Raw genomic sequence first — 21,478 nt, 5'->3', positions numbered from 1 at the left:
ATGAATTATATTATTTGTCCTAAATGTAGCGGGACTGGATTTAAGCAGTCAAATAAGTGCAAGCAATGTCTTGGTATCGGCGCCTATGTTTGGTTTGGTGGCTATGTGTTATTTTTTAAAAAAAGTTTTAAACAAGGAGATATATTTTATTTCTGGATCAAGAAAATATCAAGAATAATAGTTGTTTTTTTATTATTTGTTTTTGGAATAATAGGAATACTTGCTTTTTTAAAGGAAAAGGGACTAATTTCTTATTCTTGCGGATTGATTGGGTTTAATCAAAATTTATCATTAATTTTTTGGTATTCAGTTTTGTCAGACATGTATTTATTTTATATTTATGAACATTTAAAAGAAAATAGGCAAAAATCTTGGCCAAAATCTTCTAGAAAACATTTTAATGCTCCAGATAATTGGGATGAAACACACAAGGTGCATAAAAAATTTAAAATAGAAATAGCTGATGCTTTTTCTTCTAATACTACTTTATTTATCCAAAAGGCATATTCTTTGGCAAAGAAATTAAAGCATGAGAAAATAATGCCAATCCATCTTTTAGCCGTTTACTTGGATTCCAAGGATGTGATAGCACTTATTAATCGACTTGGTATAGGTTCTAATGTTTTGAAGAAAAAAATTGATAGGTTTTTAAAGAAAATGCCAAAGAAAAAAGGACAAGCCCCAAGCTATTCTTTAAAATTAAAAAAAGTTATTTTAAAGGCCTATATATTAGCTGGTAGCAAGCAAAGGATTTCATTGACGTCAGTGGATATATTAGAATCAATGATTAGTTTTGATGGACTTGTTAAGGATATTTTTTATGATATAGAAATAGAGCCGATTCATATTAAGAACGCTTGTTTATGGATTGATGTTTATAATCAAATTAGAGAGGAACAGAGTAAGTTTGCTAGCAAGGCGCGATTCAAGCCAAAAGGCCCTATAAATCGTTCTTATACCGCAATTGCTACTCCTAACCTTGATGCATATAGTTATGATTTGACTCAGCAAGCCAGAAATAGAAGTATTGGCATGTGCATTGATAGGCAAGCAGAAACAAAAGAAGTTTTAAGAGTTCTTCAAACAGGCAAAAATGGTGGAATTTTAGTCGGAGAACCAGGCGTAGGCAAAACAACTATTATTAACGGGATTGCCAGAAAAATGGTTTCTGAAGAAATGCCAAAAAATTTACAAGACAAACGGTTAGTAAACTTAAGTATTTCTGCTTTAATATCTGGTGCATCTAATCAAGGAGAAGCAGAGCAAAGATTACAATTTGTTATTAGCGAGGTTGCTAGGTCTGGCAATATAATTCTTTTTATAAAAGACATTCATAATATGGTGGGAATTAAAACAACTCAAGGAGAGCTTGATCTTTCAGAGATTTTAGCAGAAGCAGTTAAATCAGGTTTAGTTTTTGTTTTAGCAACATCAACCCCTTCAGAATATAAGCGACTAATTGAAGGAAAGGAGCTTGGAAATGCTTTTCAAAAAATTAATATAAAAGAGCCAGATGAAAATACTACCATTCAAATTTTAGAATATCATTCAGCTTACATAGAATCAAAACAAGGGGTATATTTTTCATACAAGGCAATTGATGGAGCAGTTAGATTTTCAAGTCAATATTTATATGAAAAGTTTTTACCAGACAAGGCAATTAATTTATTAAAAGAAACAGCCATAGTTGTTAAAAATAAAAATGGACAGAATGCGGTAGTAAAAATTGAAGATGTTGCTGAGTTAATTTCAGCTAGAACAGGAATCTCTGTTACAAAACTTACGGCCAAAGAATCAGCCAAATTACTTAATTTAGAAGAACAAATACATGAACACTTAATAAATCAAAACGAAGCAGTCAATATGGTTTCTTCTGCATTGAGGAGGGCAAGGACAGAATTACGTAGTGCTAATCGGCCGATTGTTAATTTATTATTTTTAGGACCAACCGGAGTTGGTAAAACAGAGCTTGCTAAAACAGTGGCCCATGTTTATTTTGGTGACAGGAAAAAGATGATTAGATTAGATATGAGCGAATATCAAACCAAGTCAAGCATAGAACGTTTAACAGGGAGTTTACAACAAGACAGGCAAGGGCAATTAACAGAAGCAGTCAGACAAAATCCATCTTCTCTTCTTTTACTTGATGAAATAGAAAAAGCCCACCCAGATATTTTAAATGTATTTTTACAGGTCATGGATGATGGACGCCTAACAGATGCTTTTGGTAGAACAATTAAATTTAATAATATTATTTTAATTAGCACTTCTAATGCTGGCACAGAGTTTATTCAAAACGAAATAAGTAAGGGAACGCCAGTTTTAGATATTCAAGAGACATTAATTCGAGAAAAATTAAGTCCATATTTTCGTCCAGAGTTTTTGAATAGGTATGACGGTGTGGTTGTTTTTAAGCCACTAGGAATAAAAGAAGTCGAGCAAATTGCTCAATTAATGTTAAATAAATTAACAAAACAGCTAGAAGAAAAAGGAATTATTTTCAAAACAACAGAACAAGGGCTTGTGGATATTGCTAAACAAGGATTTGATCCTCTTTTTGGAGCACGCCCATTACGTAGAGTTATTCAAAATAAAATAAATAATGTGCTGGCAAAATATTTACTTGAAGGCAAAATATCTCGTAGAGATATTGTCATTTTAGAAAAAAAGTGTAAACTAAGAATAGAAAAAGCAGATGTTTTATAAGTTTGTTTTTTTATTAAAATAAATTAAATATGGAAAAATTTGTAGTATTAAAAACAGGAGGAAAACAATATCTTGTAAAAAAGGGAGATTTATTAAATATAGAGAAAATTGATGGCCAACCAGGTGACAAAATAATGCTAGATAATGTTTTGTTGTTTTTTGATTTGTCTAAAAAAATTGAAATAGGCAAACCATTACTTAAAATGGTTGTTAAGGCTGAAATTTTAGAGCAACAAAAAGCTCCAAAGATTGTTGTCATTAAATACAAAAGTAAAAATCGTTATAAAAGAAAACAAGGGCATAGACAATTACAGACAAAAATCAAGATTTTGTCATTTACTTCTGCCCAAGTAAAAAAACCGGCTAAAAGCACGGTTAAGAAAAAACCGGCTAAAAGCACGGTTAAGAAAACGAAATAATCATTAATCACTAATCATTAATTATTAATCATTAATCATTAATCACTAATCACTAATCACTAATCATTAATCATTAATTATTTATTTTCCAGATAAAATTTTTAATGCTTGTTTAACTCTATCTTCAGCATTTATCATATTATCTGGAATTTTTTTTATTACTTGCCTAGATTCTTGCATGGAATATCCTAGACTTGTTAGTGCATCGATTGTTGTTTCATCATCAATAGATGTATAAGTTTTAATTGTTGCTTTGATTTTTCCTTTTAGTTCTAAAATAATTTTTTCAGCAATTTTAGATCCAATTCCAGATACTTTTGTTAGTACGTTAGAATCTTTTTCTAAAATTGCTTTTTCCAAATTATTTATACCAACTAAAGATAAAATATTTATGGCTGACTTGGGTCCGATGCCAGAGATTTTTTTTAATAATTTAAAATAATTCAACTCTTCTTCGCTTTCAAATCCATATAATTGAAATGCTTCTTCTTTTACGGCTAAATAAGTAAACAATTTAATATCTTGGTCTATTTTTGTTTTGTTTATAAAAGAATTTGTAACAAAAATTTCAAAAAATAAATTATTTACTTCAAGTATTATTGTCTTGGTTTGCTTGGCTAAAATTTTTCCAAAAATAGCATATATCATGATAATAATTATAGGTTTTTATATTAATATTGACAAGTTAATTTAAATGTTATATACTCTTATTAAGTTAAAGATAATTAATTAGAGGAGAGGGGGATTATATTTTAGAAATTATATGAAATTTTCCTTCAATCAACCAGAGCAAATGCCAGAAGCTCCCAGTCAAGAAAAAGAAAGCACTGGCAAAATAATTGAACAAATTATTGAAAGATGGGAAGACCCTAGTCAGGAAGTTTTAAATTTGTTTACTGAAAATGATTCTCGCAACATGGATGAAATCAAGAAATATCCAGAATCCAATTTAAAGAAAGTATTTTTATACAGTAGAGATATGGCTGATTTAATTAGAAAAAATCCATCTTTTCTTAAAGATTCAAATTAAGCTTTGAATGCAAAAATAAATGTCTAAGATTTTAGATAAAATAAAAAATATTATTGTTTCTTCAAATATTTCAGCTGAAGATCAAAATGATTTATTGATTTTTTTACCTATCTTGCCAGAACCAGCTATGGAAGATTTGTGTGAAATTTTTATTAAAGACCCGAAAATGATAAAAGAGTTTAATGAAGATTTTAAGTCAAGATTAAAGATATTGATTGATGGTAGAGATCAATGGGACAAGTTAATAGAAAAAGAATCAAGCATGCTTGAAGAAGAGGAGCAATTTTAAACCATATATTATATGCCAATTAAAAAATCTGCCATCAAAGCCTTGAGGCAGTCAAATAAAAGACAAATTAGAAACAAAAAAAGAAAAGCCACCATAAAGTGGACACAAAAGAAATTTTTGAAATTAGTTTTAGCTAAAAACACAAAGAAAGCTTCAGAATTGTATTTAAAATTACAAAAAGAAATTGATAAAGCAATTCAGAAAGGAACGCTAAAAAAGAATACTGGTGCAAGAAAAAAATCTAGATTATATAAAAAGTTAAAAGAACTTACAATTAAAAAATAAAATTAATTTTTTAATACAAATAACTCTAAAAGAATTTTTGGGTTAATTGATTTGGTTTTACTCCAGAGATCTATCATTAAAAGTTTATGATGGATTTTTTTTAATTCATTTGCTTTGTAATTATTTGCTCTTGTTAATGATTTTTTACAAACAAATGGATGCAATGATAATTCTTTGGCCATTGTTTCTATGGAGTAGTTTTGTTTGGCACTAATATATTCTTTTATTTTTATGATTGATATATATTGAGAAGACAAAATAGATAGAAATTGATTAAAATTTTTTTTATTTATTTCTTGAGACAGAAGTTTGATTGCTGTAATTTTATTTTTATCTATTATGGCATCAACTAGGCTCCATGTTTTTTCTGGTATTTCAAATTTAGTTATTTTATCAGCTTGTTTCAATATTTTTAATATTTTTGTTTGATTTATATTTAGTTTTCTTTCTTCGATTTTTTCATCCCAAACAATAATGGTCTTGTCGATATTTTGTTTGCCTTTAAATTGCTTCAAGATATTTATTATTTCTTCTGTTGCTTGCTTGTCTTTTAGTAGTTCATTTTCTGTGATTATCCGTTCAATAATAATTATTTTTTTTCTTGAGAACATTCTATTTGTCAAAGTTTTTTTTCGTAAGTTGTCAATTGTTACTTTTTCTCCAGAAATATTTAATACATCCAAATTTGATATTTGTTTTTCATCATTTATTTTTTTATTCAAGGCTTGCCTTGAATTTATTACATCATTTCCGTAAAAAAAAGTAAGCATAATAATTAAAATAATTTATTTTTTTGTCCAAGTCCTTGCTTGGCAATTTTTTTTAAAAGATTATTAAATCCTAATTTTTCAAAAATTTTTTTAATTTCATTTAAATTTGTTTCATTAAATGGTTTTATTTTATCAAGAGATAATTTTTTGATATTTTTTTCAATAGTTACAAGCTCTTTTGACAAGTAAGCATTTTTTTTATTTTTTATAAGTAATTCTACTAAAGGCTTTGGCAGGCAGGGTTTTTTAGAAGACATTGTTTCTTGTTTTTTTAAATATTTATAAAGATTTTCAATATTTTTAAATTCTTTTATTAAATTAGTAGCTGTTTTCAGCCCAATGCCTTTTATTCCCTTAATATTATCACTTGGGTCGCCTGTTAATGCCTTCATTTCTACTAACTGTTCTGGTAGTATGCCAAATTTTTTAATAATATCCTTTTGTTTATAAATTTTTGCCTTGGAAATTCCATGTCCTAAATAATAGACAAATGAATTTTTGTTGATTAATTGAAATAAATCAGCATCGCTACTTATAATAATAAAGTCGGTATTTTTTTTATTTATTTTATTTGTAATAGTCCCTATTATGTCGTCTGCCTCTAGTCCTTTTTTTTCAAAATAAGGAATTGAAAAACAATCTAACACTTTTTTCATGATTGGAAATTGGTCATAAAATTCTTGTGGTTGTTTTGTCCTGCCGGCTTTGTATTCTTTGTATTTTTTGTGTCTAAAAGTTGGCCCTTTTGTATCAAGAGCAACTACAATGTACTCGGGGTTTTGTTCTCTTATTAGTTTTAGTAATAATACAGTAAATCCATAAACAGCATTAATTATCCGACCTTTTGGGTCGGTTAATTTTGGAATAGCATGCCATGATCGATGTAATGTGGCAGAAGCATCAATAATTATAAATTTTTTTCTCTCCATACATTATTAATAATTATTAATTAATTATCGCTTTATGGAGGCCAGGACGGGAATCGAACCCGCGTATAAGTGTTTTGCAGACACATGCCTTACCACTTGGCTACCTGGCCAATATATTTTTATTTTACTTTTTTTTTAAAAAAAATCAAGCTTAATCAATATTATTAAAGTTTTTTATAAACATTGCATCACCAAATGAATAAAATCTATAATTTTTGACAATTGCCTGCTTATATGCTTTTAGTATGAATTTTTGGCCAGCCAAAGCAGACACCATCATTAACAAGCTTGATTTTGGTAGATGAAAGTTAGTGATTAAGCCGTCAATAAATTTAAATTTATATCCAGGCACAATAAAAAGATCTACCCATTTTTTACTTGAACGCAATAATTTGTCTGGACTGGCAAAAGATTCTATTGCCCTGGTTGTGGTGGTGCCGACTGCTATTATTCTTTGGTTATTTTGTTTAGCTTTATTTAGTTTTGTTTTGGTCTGTATATTTATTGATGCCCATTCAGGATGAATTTTATGTTCTTTAATATTATTAGTTCTTATTGGCTGGAATGTTCCTAAGCCAACGTGAAGAGTGATAAATTCAAATGAGATTTTTTTATTTTTTATTTTGGTTATTAATTTTTTTGTAAAATGGAATCCTGCTGTTGGGGCAGCAGCTGACCCAGGATGAACCGCATATATTGTTTGGTATTCTTTTAAATTAGACAGCTGTTTTATGTATGGAGGGGTTGGGGTTTGGCCTATTTTATTTATTTTTTTAATAAAATTATCATTGCTTAAGTTAAAGTTAATCTGCCAGGTTTGTTTTGTTATTTTTTTATTGAAAATACCAATTAATTCTTTGTCAAATTCAACTTGCTTGCCTGCCTTGATTCGTCCCTTTGCCATTGCTTCCCAAGAGCACGTTCTAGCAGGTAGTTTTATTTGTTTTAATAATAAAATTTCTATTTTTCCTTCCAAGGAATTTTTATTTATTTTTTTGCCATAAATACGAGCTGGAATAACTTTTGTGTTGTTAGCCACCAATACATCTGTGGCTTTTAAATATTTATGAATGTTATAAAAATAGTCATGTTTAATGGATTTATTCTTTACATCTAAAATCATAAGCCTCGCATTATCTCGAGGCTTACATGGTGATTGAGCAATATTTTTTTTAGGAAGAAAATAATCAAATTCTTTTATTTTCATTAAAATTTTAGATATTTCTTTATAGCTAAACTACTGCCAGTTATTGAAATTATAACAGCATATATTAACAGAATAAATAGAAAACTAATTCCATTTGTTTCTAATTGTTCATAAATATTAAAATCTATTTCTAAAAATTTTTGAATACGAGATTCTATTGACCATGATATTCCAGCCAAAATTAGAACATTCAGTATCCATGCTGATGTGGCATAAATAATGCCTTCTATTAAGAACGGAGCCTTAATAAGCCACGAAGTGGCTCCCATTAATCTCATTATTTGTATTTCTTCTTGTTTGTGAATAGCTCCTAATTTAATAGAATTAAAAATAACTAGCAAAGATATTAACAAAAATAATATGCTAATAAATGACCCAATAAAATATATTTTTCTATTAAAATTATTAAAAGTATCTATTAATTTTTGATAATCATGAAAATCTTGGTCTTGAATTATTTTTTCATAATTTGGGTTGCTAATTATTGATAAAACTGATTGATAGGCAGTTGGGTCTTGAAATTTTAGAGTAATTGTTGCTCCTAGTGGATTTTCTCCTAGTTCTTCAAGCGAATTTAAGATATCCTGGTTGGCCTTGTGCCTTTCTTTAAATTTTTCAAGCGATTCAGCTGGGTTTAAGTATTTAATTTCTTTCACTTGTTCAAGTTTTTTTAATTCTGCTTTAAGTGATTCAATTGTATCTTGATTGATATTTTGCTTGAGGTAAATGCTTAAATCCATTTTTTGTTCAAAGGACTCAAGCATTGTTTGGCTGATTGTATTTATTGTATAGATTAAGCTTATAGAGAAAAGCATTAAGAGAATAATTACTATGCTTGCTATTGATAGCCAAAAATTTCGAAAAATATTTTTAAAAGCAGAAATTAAAATATTCATTTTTTTTCATTAATAATTTTGATATTTGATTCTTTGATTTGTTTAGCTGGTATTTCACTTGGGGCTCCCATCATTAAATCTCTAGCATCAGATGTTTTTGGAAAAGCAATTACTTCTCTAATATTTTTTTCATTAGCCAACATCATCGCAATTCTATCCAAGCCAAGGGCAACTCCTCCATGAGGAGGAACGCCATATTCAAAAGCATTCAAAAGATGATTAAATCTTCTTTTGATTTCTTTGTCTGATAATTTTAATATTTTAAATATTTTTTCTTGTGTTTCTCTTTTATGTATCCTGATTGAACCGCCTCCTAACTCCATTCCATTGCAAGCAAGGTCATACTGGAGGGCAGTTGCATTAAGAGGGTCATCAACAAACGTTTTAATATCTTTCTTAATCGGAGACGTAAAAGGGTGATGAGTTGAGGTTAGTCCTTTTTTAGAATTAGTGGGTGAGAACAAAGGAAAGTCAGTGATAAAACAAAAAGCTAATTCATCTTTATCATTTTTATTTTGTCGTATGTCAGGTTTGTCTGACTTATATTTTGTCATTGCTTGTTTGTAAGTAATTCTTGGAAAAGGAATTTTAGTTATTTTTTTTTGAGGAGATGTTTTTTTAATAATTTCTATAATCATTTTTTCTATTAAATCTAGTATGTCTGATTGTGAAATAAAGCTCATCTCTATATCGATTTGAGTAAATTCAGGCTGTCTATCTCCTCTAGTGTCTTCGTCTCTAAAACAGCGAGCTATTTGAAAATATTTTTCAATGCCCCCGACCATTAAGAGTTGTTTGAATTGTTGCGGTGCTTGTGGTAATACGTAAAATTCTCCTGGATAAAGTCGAGAGGGCACAATGTATTCTCTAGCTCCTTCAGGCGTCCCTTTGGTTAAAATAGGTGTTTCAACTTCTAGAAAATCTTCTTTATCTAAAAAATCACGAATAGTTTTTGTTATTTTGTGTCTAAGAACAAGATTATCTTTCATGCGTTCATGTCGCAGGTCCAAGTATCTATATTTTAAGCGCATTTCTTCATTTGCTTGAAGTTTTTCGTTGTTAATTTCAAATACAGGAGTTTTTGCTTTGCTTAATATGGTTATTTTTTTAGCCAACACCTCTATTTCTCCGCAAACAATGTTTTTATTTATTTGATTAAGAGGTCGCTTGTTCACGATTCCTTCTATTTCAACTACAAATTCATTTCTAATCTCTTTGATTGTTTGTCTTGATTCTTGGTCGAGTTCTTTTTCAACAAAAACAATTTGTATTATTCCAGACCTATCTCTTAGGTCAATGAATACAATTTCTCCCATGCTTCTTTTTGTATTAATCCAACCACAAAGTTTAATAGTTGAGTTAATTTTTTTTGTTGCTTGCTTAGCCCAAATTCTTTTCATATGTTTTTATTATACCATACATGTATTTTTATTCAAACAGAAATCTCTTGTTATTTCTTTTCACTAGATACTTGTCAGGGACTGACATTGATAGTGTTTAGTAGCATTGCTCTCCCGGCAAGATTCGAACTTGCAACATCTACATTAACAGTGTAGCGTTCTGCCAATTGAACTACGGGAGAACAATGATACTAAAAAATCCGCCTATTTAGCGGACATTGGTTGTTTTTGTGTTGCTTTAATAACAAATCAAGTCCGCTGGAAACGGTTATCATCATTATTATTATTTATTTTTTTAATATATTTCATTATTTATATTATATCATAATTATAAGTTTGTGTCAAATGTTGTTCTTATGGATTTAGTCTATTTATCAATCTTGGAAATGGAATAGACTCTCTAACATGTGATAATTTGCAAATCCAAGTGATGATTCTCTCTAATCCTAATCCGAAACCAGAGTGTGGCACGGAACCATATCTTCTTAAGTCAATATACCATTCTAATGGTTTTGGGTCGAGCTTAAATTCTTTTATTTTTTTCTTTAATGTGTCTACGTCATCAATTCTTTGAGAGCCACCAATAATTTCTCCATATCCTTCTGGGGCAATTAAATCATTGTTTAAAACAAATTCTGAATTTATTGAATCAGGCTTCATGTAAAATGCCTTGATTTTAGCTGGATATTTTTCAATAAACACTGGTGAGTTAAACATTGATGATATGATTGTTTCATGGTCTCCACCAAAATCGTCTCCCATTTTTATTTTTACTCCCTGGTTTTGTAATTCAGTTATCATTTCTTTGTAAGTGACAACAGGAAATGGAGTTTTTATTTTTTTTAATAAAGTAATGTCTCTTTCTATTATGGCTAATTCTTTGGAACAATTTTTAAGCACCCATTTAATTATCCATGCAATCAACTCTTCCTGTGTTTTCATATTAGCTTGATGTTCAACAAAGGCGGCTTCTGCATCCATCATCCAAAATTCTGTTAAATGTCGGCGTGTTTTCGATTTTTCAGCCCTAAAAGTTGGACCAAAATCATAAACTTTGCCGAATGAATATATTAGTGATTCAATATACAATTGTCCTGTTTGAGATAAAAATGCATTTTTGTCAAAGTATTTTGTTTTAAAAAGATTAGTTGTGCCTTCGCATGAAGTGGGAGTTAAAACAGGAGAATCAGTTAGAATAAAGCCCTGTTCTTTAAAAAATGAACGAATAGAAAATATGACTTCATCTCTTATTTTTAAAATAGCTCTTTGTTTATTTGACCTAACCCATAAATGTCTATTATTCATTAGAAAATTAGAACCATGAGCTTTTTTTCCGATGGGGTATTCTTCGGCCACAGAGATGATTTCCATTTTATTTACTTGCATTTCATATCCAGACGGAGATCTTTTGTCAGCATAAACTTTGCCTTGTATTTTTATAGACGATTCAATTGTTAATTTATTACAATTTTCCCATGACTGATTGTCAATATCTTTTTTTGATATTATGCCCTGAATTTCTCCTGTGCCGTCTCTGAATTGAATAAAATAAAGAGAACCAGCTGATCGAAAATTAAAAACCCACCCCTTAAGAACAACTTCCTTGTTTAGATGTTTAGTAATGTTTTTTAAATATATATACATATTGTTATTTTATCAAAGATTGAATAATAATAAAACTAATATAAGCTAATAACAAAATCAATCCTTCTTTTTTCGTAAAACCCTTGTCTGTTTTGGAAAACCAAACAAAGATGAAATAAGAGGCAATCATAAAAATAACACTGCTCAAAAATTCTTTATATGTTTTTATCATGATAGGAGATATTATGGCTATGATGCCGATAATGGCGGTTGAATTAGCAGCTAAAGACCCTAATATATTTCCTATAATTATTTCTTTTCGTTTTTCAGATATTAACTTTATGCCAAGTGTTAGTTCTGGCAAAGAAGTAGCCACTGCAACTAAAAATAAACCAACTACAAATAATGATGCATTTATTTTTAAAGCAAGAATCTGAGACATCTTAACAATAATACTTGAGCTAATTATTATAAAAATTATGCTAATACTAAGTATCCAGATGTTTTTTATTAAATCTTTTCTTCTAGCCCCTGAAAAAGTTTTACTAAAATCTTGGCTTTGAAAAAACAGGATTACATTATATAAAATAAAAATAATTAACAACCCGACTCCATCAATTCTTGACACTAGCCCATCAGATGCTAATAAGATTGGATAAATAATTAAAATAAATGTGTAGATAATATTTTGCGAAATAATTCTTGACTCATATTTTATCCCTCTGGCTAAAATAATAATCAATCCTAAAATTAATGTTAAGTCAGCAATATTTGATCCAATAACATTACTAAAACCAAGCACAGGGGTATTATTAATTGCTGAGGTTATTCCTATAAAAAGTTCAGGGAAAGAAGTAATAATCCCAGCTAGAATGAAAGCAATTACGAACTCAGGAATATGAAAATATTTAGCAATGTAGTCCATTGTTTTTATTATTGCTTGAGTGCTTTTCACAAGAGCAATCGAAGCAACCAAGATTACGGTTATGTATAAAAGAATCATGTTTTTTGTTTTTTAGTGATATAAAAAGATTTTCCTATTTCTATTAATACAAGGTTTATAAGTCCAAGTGAAATTAATATTAACCAATCATTATAATTAAGAGAGGTTGTTTGTAGGATTTTTTGAAAAAATGGCAAATAAACTGCGATTATTAACATTGCCCAACCAAAGATAACGCTAAGGTTTAAAAAATAATTATCAAAAGGGTTGTATTCCCATATTTTTTGTCTTAAGTTTTTGCAGGAAAACACAATAAAAAGAGTATCAATGCCTAGTCCTGCGAAAATCATTGTTCTTATATATGAGATGTCTAGATTTTTATAATAATAAAGGTATAAGAATAATCCAAATAATATAAAATCAGTAATTATGCCAATAATAAATATTAAGACTTTCATTTCCGAGTCTAATAATTTGCTGTCTGTCTTTGTTTTTTTCTCTTTTAATATATTTTTGTTTCCTTTCTCATAAGACAAAGCCATGGCAGGCAATGTGTCTTCTATGATGTTTATCCATAAAATTTGCCCGGCTATTAATGGTAACGGAAATCCCATTAGCAATGTACTTCCTATTAGGATAAATTCAGTAAAAATATCAGCTAGCAAGAATAATATAATTTTTTTTATATTTTGAAATATATTTCTCCCCTGTTTGATTGCTTCAAGTATGGTTTGAAAATTATTATCAATTAAAATCATTTCAGCTGTTTGTTTGGTTATTTCAGATCCAGATCCAAGTGATATCCCTATATTAGCTGCTTTTATGGCCGGGGCATCATTTACTCCGTCTCCGGCCATGGCCACGATTTCTCCTTGTTTTTGTAGTAAATTAATAATTCTAATTTTATGTTTTGGTTCAACTCGCGCATAAACATTACTAGTTTTTAAAACAGAGCCTAGTTCTTTGTCTGACATTTTGTCTAATTCTTTGCCTATTAATATTTTTTCATTTTTCTTGATTAATCCTATCTCTATTGCAATCGCTTTGGCTGTTAGTTCATGGTCACCAGTCATTATAATTGGTTTTATGCCTGCTAATTCGCAGGTTTTAATGGTTTGTTTGGCGTTTTTTCTTAAAGGATCTTTGATTGCAATTAGGCCAATAAATTCAAGATTTTGTAAATCTTCTTTTAGGATTGTATTATTTTGTTGGCTACTTATTTTTTTAGCAAAGGCAATGACTCTTAATCCTTTACTTGTTAGGGTGTTTGTTTTAGTTATTATCGCTTGTTTGTCTGCGTTGTTTAGGCTAGATAAATTTATAATTTTTTCAGGAGCTCCTTTCACTAATAGTTCTTTCTTGTTTTGCTTGTCTAATACTTTATGAAGCGTTGCCATATACATGTTTTTTGATTCAAACGGGAGTTCATCAATTCGAGGATATTTTTTTAAGATAGCTTTTCTTTCAAGTTCAGAGGCCATGGAAGCGGTTAAAAGAGCTATTTCAGTTGGGTCACCATTGATTATGGGGTTGTCTGTTTTATCTTCAGGGAGTTTAATTATAGCATTATTACAAAGTAGGCCAATTTTTAATAATTCTTGTGATCCTGTTTTAGAAAGGTGTGGGATTATATCCACTACAGTCATTCGCCCCTCAGTTAATGTGCCTGTTTTGTCAGAAGCAATAACAGTGATTGACCCTAGTGTTTCAGTAGCGATTAATTTTTTAATTAATGCTTTTTTTTGTAAAATTGCTTGCATGCCAACAGCTAAACAAACTGTTACCGCAATGGCTAGTCCTTCAGGAATACCAGCCACGGCCACGGCCACAGAAATTAAAAGCATTTCAAAAAATGGTCTGCCCAGCATAACTCCAGATACGAATAATATTAAACACATTATTCCAATGATAATTCCTAGCCAACCAGCCATATGAGCAATTTTGTTTTGAAGCGGGGTTTTTTCCTTGGTGGTTGATTTAATTAGGTTAGCAATTTTCCCTAATTCAGTATTACTGCCAGTGGCTATAACAATAGCCATGGCAGTGCCTCCAACTATATTTGTGCCAGCATAAATCATATTTTCTTTGTCAGCCAACCCAATATTTTTAGACAATTTGTTAGAATGTTTAAGAGAAGGAGTTGATTCGCCTGTTAAAATCGCCTCTTTTACTTTTAGTCCATTGGATTTAATTATTCTGGCGTCAGCTCCTACTACATCGCCTGGTTTTAATATAATAATATCACCTGGTACAATATATTTGTTATTTATAATACTTTCATTGCTTTTATTTGAAGCCATGTCTTTTCTTAAAACTCTTGATTTGTATTGAACCAATTTTCTTAAATGAAGAAAGGTTTTTTCTGCTTTGTATTCTTGAAAAAAACCAATTATGGCATTAATAAAAACAGCGGATAAAATTATCCACATATCAATAAATTCTTTCAATAAAAAAGAAATTATAGAAGCTATTAATAAGATATAAACCAACGGACTTTTAAATTGTTCAATAATAATTTTTATTATTGAAAATTTTTTTTCTTTGGGCAAAATATTTTCTTTATATTTTTTTAATCTCTCTTTTGCTTGCTCATTGTTGATTCCATTTTCATTTGTGCCTAATTTTTGAAAAATATTTTCTATTGATAAATTGTGCCAATTTTTTTCTATCATATAAATTATTATATCATATTTTTAAAAATAAAAAATCCTCAAACTAGTTTGAGAAAATTTATGCCCCCAGAGGGAATCGAACACACATCAACTGCTTAAAAGGCAGCTGCTCTACCATTGAGCTATGGGGGCTTGTTAATTAGGATTAGAACCAACCGCTTCTTTTTTTCACTACATATTTCCCGTTGTGTTTAGATATCAAAGTAAAGTTTCTGCCTTGCCTGTCTTCAAATTTTATTTTTCCAGATATACGAGCATTACGAAAAATAGAGTTCATCTCAGTAGAACTCAAGGTATAAGCAAGATGGTCAACTCCTTGTTTGGCTGGAGCACGAAACAGTACGGTGAATCCTCTAATGTTTTTTTGGTTCATAAAAAATAATGTTAATAAAATGTGCAAAGTTTTTGTTGTAAAAGTTGTAAAAATATTATAATATATAAAATATAATTTGTAAATACGTTTTTATGGCTAAAAAGAAAGAATCAATAGAAAAATTGCCTCCTCAGAACATAGAAGCAGAACAAGCATTGCTTGGGTCTTTGTTGATTGATAAAGATGTTATGATTAAAATTGCTGACATTGTTATTGCAGATGATTTTTATAAAGATTCTCATAAAATGATTTTTTTGGCAATGATAGATGCTTGGGACAAAAGAGAGCCAATTGATACATTGAGTATTGCTGACCTTTTAGAGGAGAAAAATCAATTAAAAGACATTGGTGGAAGAAGTTATTTAGCTTCTTTGTCCAACAGTGTTCCTGATTCAAGTAATGCCATTTCTTATGCTAAGATTATCCAAAAAAAATCTTCTCTTAGAAAATTAATAAAGTTTTCAACAGAAACAATTCAATTAGCTTATTCCAAGGGCAAGGATCTTGTTAAAATTTTAGATAAAGCAGAACAAAAAATATTTTCTGTTTCTCAAGCAATTTTAAAACAAAAGTTTGTCCCACTTAAGAGTACCTTGACAGAAGCATTTGAAAGAGTAGACGAACTACATAAAGGAGAAAAAAGTTTCAGAGGTGTTCCAACTGGTTTTGTTGACTTGGATAATGTTTTAGCAGGGCTTCAGCCATCTGAATTAATTATACTAGCAGCTAGACCATCAATTGGAAAATCTTCTTTAGCATTAGACATTGCTAGACAAGTGGCGGTTTATCAAAAAGTTCCAGTTGGTATTTTTAGTTTAGAAATGTCAAAAGAGCAATTAACTGACAGGCTAATATGCGCTCATGCTGATGTAAATATTTGGAAAATGAGAACAGGGCAATTAACAGGCAAGCAAGAGGACGCTGGTGGCGATTTTCAAAAGCTTGGTAATGCTTTTGGCGCATTATCAGAAGCTCCTATATATATGGATGATTCTCCAATTGTAAATAGCATTGAAATTAAGACAAAAGCAAGAAGATTAAAGGCAGAACATGGCTTAGGACTATTGATTTTGGATTACTTACAGTTAATGGATTCAGGATTAAGATCTAGTGAAGGCAGGGTTCAAGAAGTTTCAGCAATATCAAGGGCATTGAAGGCAATTGCCAGAGAATTAGACATTCCAGTCTTAGCGCTTTCTCAACTTTCGCGTGCTCCAGAAGCAAGAACTCCGTCAATTCCAAAATTATCTGACTTACGTGAATCAGGCAGTTTAGAACAAGATGCAGATGTGGTTATGTTTATATATCGTAAAATTATGGACAAGGGGATTAAGGTTTGCCCTGACGAAGAAAGAAACATAGCCGAAATTCATGTTGCTAAACATCGTCATGGTCCAGCTGGTGGTATGATTAAAATGTATTTCAATGAAGCATCGGCTAGTTTTAAAAATTTAGAAAAAAGACTTGCTTATTCAGGAGAATCTGATAAAATAAGTGTTGAAGACCCGTTTTAATAATTATAATTATGTTTAGTTTTGAATTTTTAGAATATAATTTTTCATCAAATTCAATCAAAGATTATTCGTTGGCATTATTTGCTTTCTTATTTTTTTTCATTTTCTTTAAAGCATTTCAGGGGGTGATTATAATGCGATTAAAAAAAATTGCTCAGAAAACAAAGACAAATGTTGACGATGTTTTAATTAAAATAGTTCAATCAATTAAATCGTATTTTTATTTATTATTAGCAATTTATTTTGCTTTATTTTTTTTGAACATTAGTGATGTTATTCAAAAAATAATTACAGCTTTTTTATCAGTTAGTATTATTTATCAGGTTGTATTGGCATTTCAAATTTTACTTGATTATGTTATTGCAGAAAAATTAAAAAAAGAAAAACAAACTGAATCCAAAACAGCCATTATTTTAATAAAAAAAATAATTAAATGGGTTTTATGGTCAATTGGATCATTAATGGTTCTATCAAACTTGGGCGTTAATATTAATTCCCTTGTTGCTGGATTAGGAGTAGGTGGAATAGCCGTTGCCATAGCACTTCAAAATATTTTAGAAGATTTATTTTCTTCTTTTGCAATTTATTTTGACAAACCATTTGTTATTGGTGATTTTATTGTAGTTGGTAAGCATAATGGTATTGTAGAAAAAATAGGGATAAAAACAACTCGTATCAGGTCTTTACAAGGAGAAGAAATTATTATCTCTAATAAAGAATTAACTTCATCAAGGATAGCCAATTTTAAGAGCATGGAAGAAAGGAGAGCAGTATTTTCATTTGGAGTTGATTATCGCACTTCTTCTGAAAATCTAGTTAAGGTTAATAAAATCGTTGAGCATGTAATAGATTCTGAACCAAAAGCTCGCTTTGATAGAGTTCATTTTGTTGAATTTGGAGATTCTTCGCTTAGTTTTGATGTTATTTATTATGTTCTTTCTTCTGAATACAGAGATTATAGAGACGTTCATCAGAATATTCTTTTTGGGATTAAAAAATCTTTTACCAAAGAAGGAATTTCAATGGCTTTTCCAACGCAAAGTATTTATATTGAAAAAACAGAATAATAATCAATAATCACTAATTAATAATCACTAATCAATAATCAATAATCACTAATCAATAATCACTAATCAATAATTAATAATCAATAATCAATAATCAATAATCACTAATCAATAGTCATTTCTAAACAAAAGCAAATATTTTTGCTTTTTTTATTTTTATTTTAATTCAATTTGTGTTAAAATAGAAAAATGGAAATAATTGAAGTAACCAAGCAATCCAAGCAAGAGTGGGATGATTTTATATTATTGCACGGTGATTTTCTTCAATCATGGTTTTGGGGAGATTTTCAAAAAAAATTAAATAGACAGGTTTGGAGATTGGCGGTTAAACAAAATGACAAGATTATTTTGGCGGGGCTAATTATAAAATATAATTTACCTTTTAGAAGGAGTTATTTTTATATCCCCAGGGGGCCTGTTTTTCCTTTAAAAATTGACGAGCTTGCTTTAAAATTGTTTTTTAATAAAATAAAACAAATATCTAGTCAATCTAATGCTATTTTTTTTAGAATTGAGCCATCCACAGACATTGCATTAGACCAACTCAATTTACATTTTAAAAGAATAAAAGATATTCAACCTTCAATTACAACTATTTTGGATATCAGTATTCCAAAACAAGAAATTTTAGCTAACATGCATTATAAAACAAGATATAATATTAAATTAGCAGATAGGCATAATGTTCAGGTTTTTCAAGATAATTCTGATAAATATATAGAAATTTTCTTGAATCTTCTACACAAAACAGCCAGTCGACAAAAATTTAATATTCATTCAGACGATTATTATAAAAAACTTATAAATTTTAATAAATCAAAAATTTCTCTTTATTTTGCTAAATATAAAAACAAGATATTGTGCGGATATCTTGTTCTTTTTTGGAAAGATACAGCTTTTTATCTTCATGGAGGGTCATCTCTTGTTAATAAAAATGTAATGGCTCCTCATTTGCTTCATTGGAGCATTATTCAACAAGCAATTAAGCAAGGAGTTAAACAATATGATTTTTGGGGAATAAATAAGTTAAAATGGATCAATTTAACGCGATTTAAAAAAAGTTTTGGCGGGAACACTGTGAAATATTTAGGCACATTTGATGTTATTAATTCTTCTAGGTGGTATTGGTTATATAAATTAGGAAAGATTATTAAATTATGATAACAAAAATTTTATTTTTATTTTTTTTAGTTTCATCATCACCAGCATTAAGCTCGGTTATTTTTTGGGACAATGTTTTATCTCAAGAAGATGCAGCATTGGCAGAAATTTCAACAGTTTCTCTTGGGCCAGTACTGGACGCCCAGAGTGCTATTGTGATTGACGCTGAAACCGGGAAAGTTTTATTGGACAAGTCAAAACAATCTATTTTGCCAATTGCTAGTATCACAAAATTAATGACAGCTTTGGTATTTTTAAATAACAATGAAAAGAATTGGAATGATTTAATTTTGATTAAACCACAGTACTTAAATCTGGACACAGAGTCTCCTTATACTTCTGATTTAAAAGCATATATAGAAAGTGATTTAGAGCCATCAGGTCTTAAAATAAGTCAGGGAGATAAAATTACAGTCCAAGATATTTTTTATGGGACAATGATTAAATCCGCCAACAATGCCTCTAATGTTTTAGCTAGAATCTCATCTATTCCTTGTTGTGGAAAAACTTTTATTGATTTAATGAATGAAAAAGCTCAAGACATTGGAATGCTTAATACGCATTTTGTTGACTCAACTGGGTTGAATCATAAAAATTATTCAACTACTCAAGATTTAGCAAAATTAATATTAGAAATAAGTAAAAATCAAGACATTACAAGTGCTTTAGAAAAAAAATTTCATAGAATTAACATAATTGATTCAAGTAAAAATAAAAAAACGCAGGCAATTTATAATACAAACATTTTATTAAATAGTTTTATTGATAATATTTATGGAAAAACAGGCTATCTTGATGAAGGGGGATATTGCTTTGCTGGCACAGGAGAGTATCTTGGTCAAAAGGTGATAGTTGTTATTTTAGGAGCAGCCACCAGTGAAAGCAGGTTTGAACAGGTAAAATCCCTAATTTATTGGGGGGCTAATCAATTAAATAAAAAAAAGCTTATTCAATAAAACAAATAGTTGTGTTATATTAATTAATGATGACTCCCGAGATAAAAACAATTTTATTGGCAATGACTCCGGTTAATGAATTAAGAGGAACAATTCCATTTGCAATCACAATGCTTGATTTGCCAGTTTTGAAAACATTTTGTTTGGCAGTGCTTGGAAACATGATTCCTGTTTTTTTTCTTTTATGGTTTTGGAAATATTTATCAACTAAATTAATGAAAGCTAGTAAAAGAATAAATTATTTTTTTCAATGGATATTCAAAAGAACATATAATCGTTTTTATAAAAAACACAAAGTTTATGGAGACATTGCTCTAATTTTGTTAGTTGCTATCCCCCTGCCCTTTACTGGAGCTTGGACAGGGACAGTAGCTGCTTTCTTGTTTAATATTTCTTACCACAGGGCTTTAAGTTTAATTTCTCTTGGTGTTGTGATAGCCGGAATTATAGTTACTTTGTCTACAATGGGAGTTGTTGCTATGATTAATTAATATTTTTTTATGAAAAAATCAATAATTATTGGTAATTGGAAAATGAATGTCTTTCCAGGAGATGGAATGAAGATTGTTCGTAAAATTGCCAAGAAAATAAATAAAAATAAAAAAATATCTAATCTTGATATTGTTTATTGCCCATCTTTTCTCGGTTTGGCAGATATGTCTAAATTGCTTAATTCAAGATTGTTCAAAAATTATTTTTTAGGGGCTCAAAATTGTTTTTGGCAAGATAAAGGAAACTTTACAGGAGAAGTTTCTCCTGCTTGGCTTGCTAAAACAGGATGCAAATATGTAATTTTAGGTCATTCAGAAAGAATGAGAGAATTAAGGGAAACAGGGGAGATGATTCAAGAAAAAATAAAAGCAGTTGTTAAAAATAAGATGACGCCAGTAGTTTGTGTTGGAGAAACATTAGATGATTTTGCTAAAGGGATTAATAATTATGTTGTTCTTGACTGGCTAATAAAGGTTTTGTCAGGAGTTAAAATTACTTCAGCAGAAGAAATTATCATTGCTTATGAGCCCTCATGGGCCATTGGCACGGGTAGAGCTATTCGTCCATCTCACGCAGAATATATGAGTAAAATAATAAAACAAGCAATGATTGATATCTTCCCATTAAAAATAGTTCAAAATAATATTAGAATTATTTATGGCGGCAGCGTTAATTCTAAAAATATATCTTCGTTTGTAGCCAAAGATTTAATTGATGGCGTTTTGATTGGCAGAGCATCATTAGATCCAAAAGAGTTTATAAAAATGTGTGAATTAATAATTTAA

The 21,478-nt window shown here is 29.5% G+C and carries 21 protein-coding genes and 3 tRNA genes; 11 read left to right on the top strand and 13 right to left on the bottom strand.

The window, feature by feature from the left end:
* Both ISS06_02565 and rplU read left to right on the top strand, forming a co-directional pair.
* Complete coding sequence (locus ISS06_02565) at positions 1–2,706, top strand: AAA family ATPase (protein MBL7054054.1); 2,706 nt, start codon at positions 1–3, stop codon at positions 2,704–2,706.
* 29 nt (positions 2,707–2,735) lie between these two features.
* The gene (gene rplU, locus ISS06_02560; protein MBL7054053.1) at positions 2,736–3,125 is read left to right on the top strand and encodes a 50S ribosomal protein L21; all 390 of its coding nucleotides are present in this window, start codon (positions 2,736–2,738) and stop codon (positions 3,123–3,125) included.
* Positions 3,126–3,206: 81 nt separating this feature from the next.
* Here rplU and ruvA read toward each other — a convergent pair whose 3' ends face one another.
* Positions 3,207–3,773, bottom strand: coding sequence for a Holliday junction branch migration protein RuvA (gene ruvA, locus ISS06_02555; protein ID MBL7054052.1), 567 nt, complete (start codon positions 3,771–3,773; stop codon positions 3,207–3,209).
* A gap of 115 nt (positions 3,774–3,888) precedes the next feature.
* On the opposite strand from ruvA, the gene ISS06_02550 reads away from it, so the two are divergent.
* The 3 genes from ISS06_02550 to rpsT are packed head-to-tail and all read left to right on the top strand — an operon-like array spanning position 3,889 to position 4,729.
* Positions 3,889–4,155 (top strand): hypothetical protein, encoded by a 267-nt coding sequence (locus ISS06_02550; protein MBL7054051.1) that lies wholly within the window; start codon positions 3,889–3,891, stop codon positions 4,153–4,155.
* A gap of 19 nt (positions 4,156–4,174) precedes the next feature.
* The gene (locus ISS06_02545) at positions 4,175–4,444 is read left to right on the top strand and encodes a hypothetical protein (GenBank protein MBL7054050.1); all 270 of its coding nucleotides are present in this window, start codon (positions 4,175–4,177) and stop codon (positions 4,442–4,444) included.
* A 12-nt stretch (positions 4,445–4,456) separates the two neighbouring features.
* Complete coding sequence (gene rpsT / locus ISS06_02540) at positions 4,457–4,729, top strand: 30S ribosomal protein S20 (protein ID MBL7054049.1); 273 nt, start codon at positions 4,457–4,459, stop codon at positions 4,727–4,729.
* A 2-nt stretch (positions 4,730–4,731) separates the two neighbouring features.
* Here rpsT and ISS06_02535 read toward each other — a convergent pair whose 3' ends face one another.
* From ISS06_02535 to ISS06_02480, 12 genes are all read right to left on the bottom strand, one after another.
* The gene (locus ISS06_02535) at positions 4,732–5,499 is read right to left on the bottom strand and encodes a hypothetical protein (GenBank protein MBL7054048.1); all 768 of its coding nucleotides are present in this window, start codon (positions 5,497–5,499) and stop codon (positions 4,732–4,734) included.
* Positions 5,500–5,504: 5 nt separating this feature from the next.
* Positions 5,505–6,428 (bottom strand): hypothetical protein, encoded by a 924-nt coding sequence (locus ISS06_02530; protein MBL7054047.1) that lies wholly within the window; start codon positions 6,426–6,428, stop codon positions 5,505–5,507.
* A gap of 35 nt (positions 6,429–6,463) precedes the next feature.
* A tRNA-Cys gene (locus ISS06_02525) sits at positions 6,464–6,538 on the bottom strand.
* A gap of 41 nt (positions 6,539–6,579) precedes the next feature.
* Positions 6,580–7,635, bottom strand: a complete 1,056-nt coding sequence (gene queA, locus ISS06_02520; protein ID MBL7054046.1) for a tRNA preQ1(34) S-adenosylmethionine ribosyltransferase-isomerase QueA — start codon at positions 7,633–7,635, stop codon at positions 6,580–6,582.
* Complete coding sequence (locus tag ISS06_02515) at positions 7,635–8,531, bottom strand: FtsX-like permease family protein (GenBank protein ID MBL7054045.1); 897 nt, start codon at positions 8,529–8,531, stop codon at positions 7,635–7,637. The genes queA and ISS06_02515 overlap by 1 nt, the downstream gene beginning before the upstream one ends.
* Positions 8,528–9,931, bottom strand: a complete 1,404-nt coding sequence (gene aspS / locus ISS06_02510; GenBank protein ID MBL7054044.1) for an aspartate--tRNA ligase — start codon at positions 9,929–9,931, stop codon at positions 8,528–8,530. Before aspS ends, ISS06_02515 begins: the two co-directional genes overlap by 4 nt.
* A 109-nt stretch (positions 9,932–10,040) precedes the next feature.
* Positions 10,041–10,113, bottom strand: a tRNA-Asn gene (locus ISS06_02505).
* A gap of 172 nt (positions 10,114–10,285) precedes the next feature.
* On the bottom strand, positions 10,286–11,575 hold the full coding sequence (gene asnS / locus ISS06_02500; protein ID MBL7054043.1) for an asparagine--tRNA ligase: 1,290 nt from the start codon (positions 11,573–11,575) through the stop codon (positions 10,286–10,288).
* Between the two features lie 4 nt (positions 11,576–11,579).
* The gene (locus ISS06_02495; protein MBL7054042.1) at positions 11,580–12,518 is read right to left on the bottom strand and encodes a sodium:calcium antiporter; all 939 of its coding nucleotides are present in this window, start codon (positions 12,516–12,518) and stop codon (positions 11,580–11,582) included.
* On the bottom strand, positions 12,515–15,130 hold the full coding sequence (locus tag ISS06_02490; GenBank protein ID MBL7054041.1) for an HAD-IC family P-type ATPase: 2,616 nt from the start codon (positions 15,128–15,130) through the stop codon (positions 12,515–12,517). Before ISS06_02490 ends, ISS06_02495 begins: the two co-directional genes overlap by 4 nt.
* A 61-nt stretch (positions 15,131–15,191) precedes the next feature.
* A tRNA-Lys gene (locus tag ISS06_02485) sits at positions 15,192–15,262 on the bottom strand.
* A gap of 13 nt (positions 15,263–15,275) precedes the next feature.
* Entirely contained in the window at positions 15,276–15,503 is a 228-nt protein-coding gene (locus ISS06_02480) for a hypothetical protein (GenBank protein ID MBL7054040.1), read from the bottom strand.
* A gap of 92 nt (positions 15,504–15,595) precedes the next feature.
* Here ISS06_02480 and dnaB point away from each other — a divergent pair, with 92 nt between their 5' ends.
* The 6 genes from dnaB to ISS06_02450 all read left to right on the top strand — a co-directional run bounded on the left by dnaB (position 15,596) and on the right by ISS06_02450 (position 21,478).
* Positions 15,596–17,017 carry a replicative DNA helicase gene (gene dnaB / locus ISS06_02475; protein ID MBL7054039.1) on the top strand — a complete coding sequence of 474 codons (1,422 nt, stop codon included), beginning with the start codon at positions 15,596–15,598 and terminating at the stop codon, positions 17,015–17,017.
* An 11-nt stretch (positions 17,018–17,028) separates the two neighbouring features.
* The gene (locus ISS06_02470) at positions 17,029–18,084 is read left to right on the top strand and encodes a mechanosensitive ion channel family protein (GenBank protein ID MBL7054038.1); all 1,056 of its coding nucleotides are present in this window, start codon (positions 17,029–17,031) and stop codon (positions 18,082–18,084) included.
* A 189-nt stretch (positions 18,085–18,273) separates the two neighbouring features.
* Complete coding sequence (locus tag ISS06_02465) at positions 18,274–19,245, top strand: peptidoglycan bridge formation glycyltransferase FemA/FemB family protein (protein MBL7054037.1); 972 nt, start codon at positions 18,274–18,276, stop codon at positions 19,243–19,245.
* Positions 19,242–20,201: a D-alanyl-D-alanine carboxypeptidase gene (locus ISS06_02460; protein MBL7054036.1), complete on the top strand. Its 960-nt coding sequence runs from the start codon at positions 19,242–19,244 to the stop codon at positions 20,199–20,201. The genes ISS06_02465 and ISS06_02460 overlap by 4 nt, the downstream gene beginning before the upstream one ends.
* 29 nt (positions 20,202–20,230) lie before the next feature.
* Positions 20,231–20,692: a small multi-drug export protein gene (locus tag ISS06_02455; protein MBL7054035.1), complete on the top strand. Its 462-nt coding sequence runs from the start codon at positions 20,231–20,233 to the stop codon at positions 20,690–20,692.
* A 9-nt stretch (positions 20,693–20,701) separates the two neighbouring features.
* A complete protein-coding gene (locus ISS06_02450; GenBank protein MBL7054034.1) occupies positions 20,702–21,478 on the top strand; it encodes a triose-phosphate isomerase in 777 nt (258 codons plus the stop codon).

This window comes from Patescibacteria group bacterium (assembly GCA_016784145.1).
In the GTDB taxonomy this organism is placed as follows: domain Bacteria; phylum Patescibacteriota; class Patescibacteriia; order UBA2591; family UBA6264; genus BS150m-G65.
The sequence above is the reverse complement of the archived record's forward strand: the minus strand, read 5'-3'. Positions and strand labels throughout refer to the sequence as shown.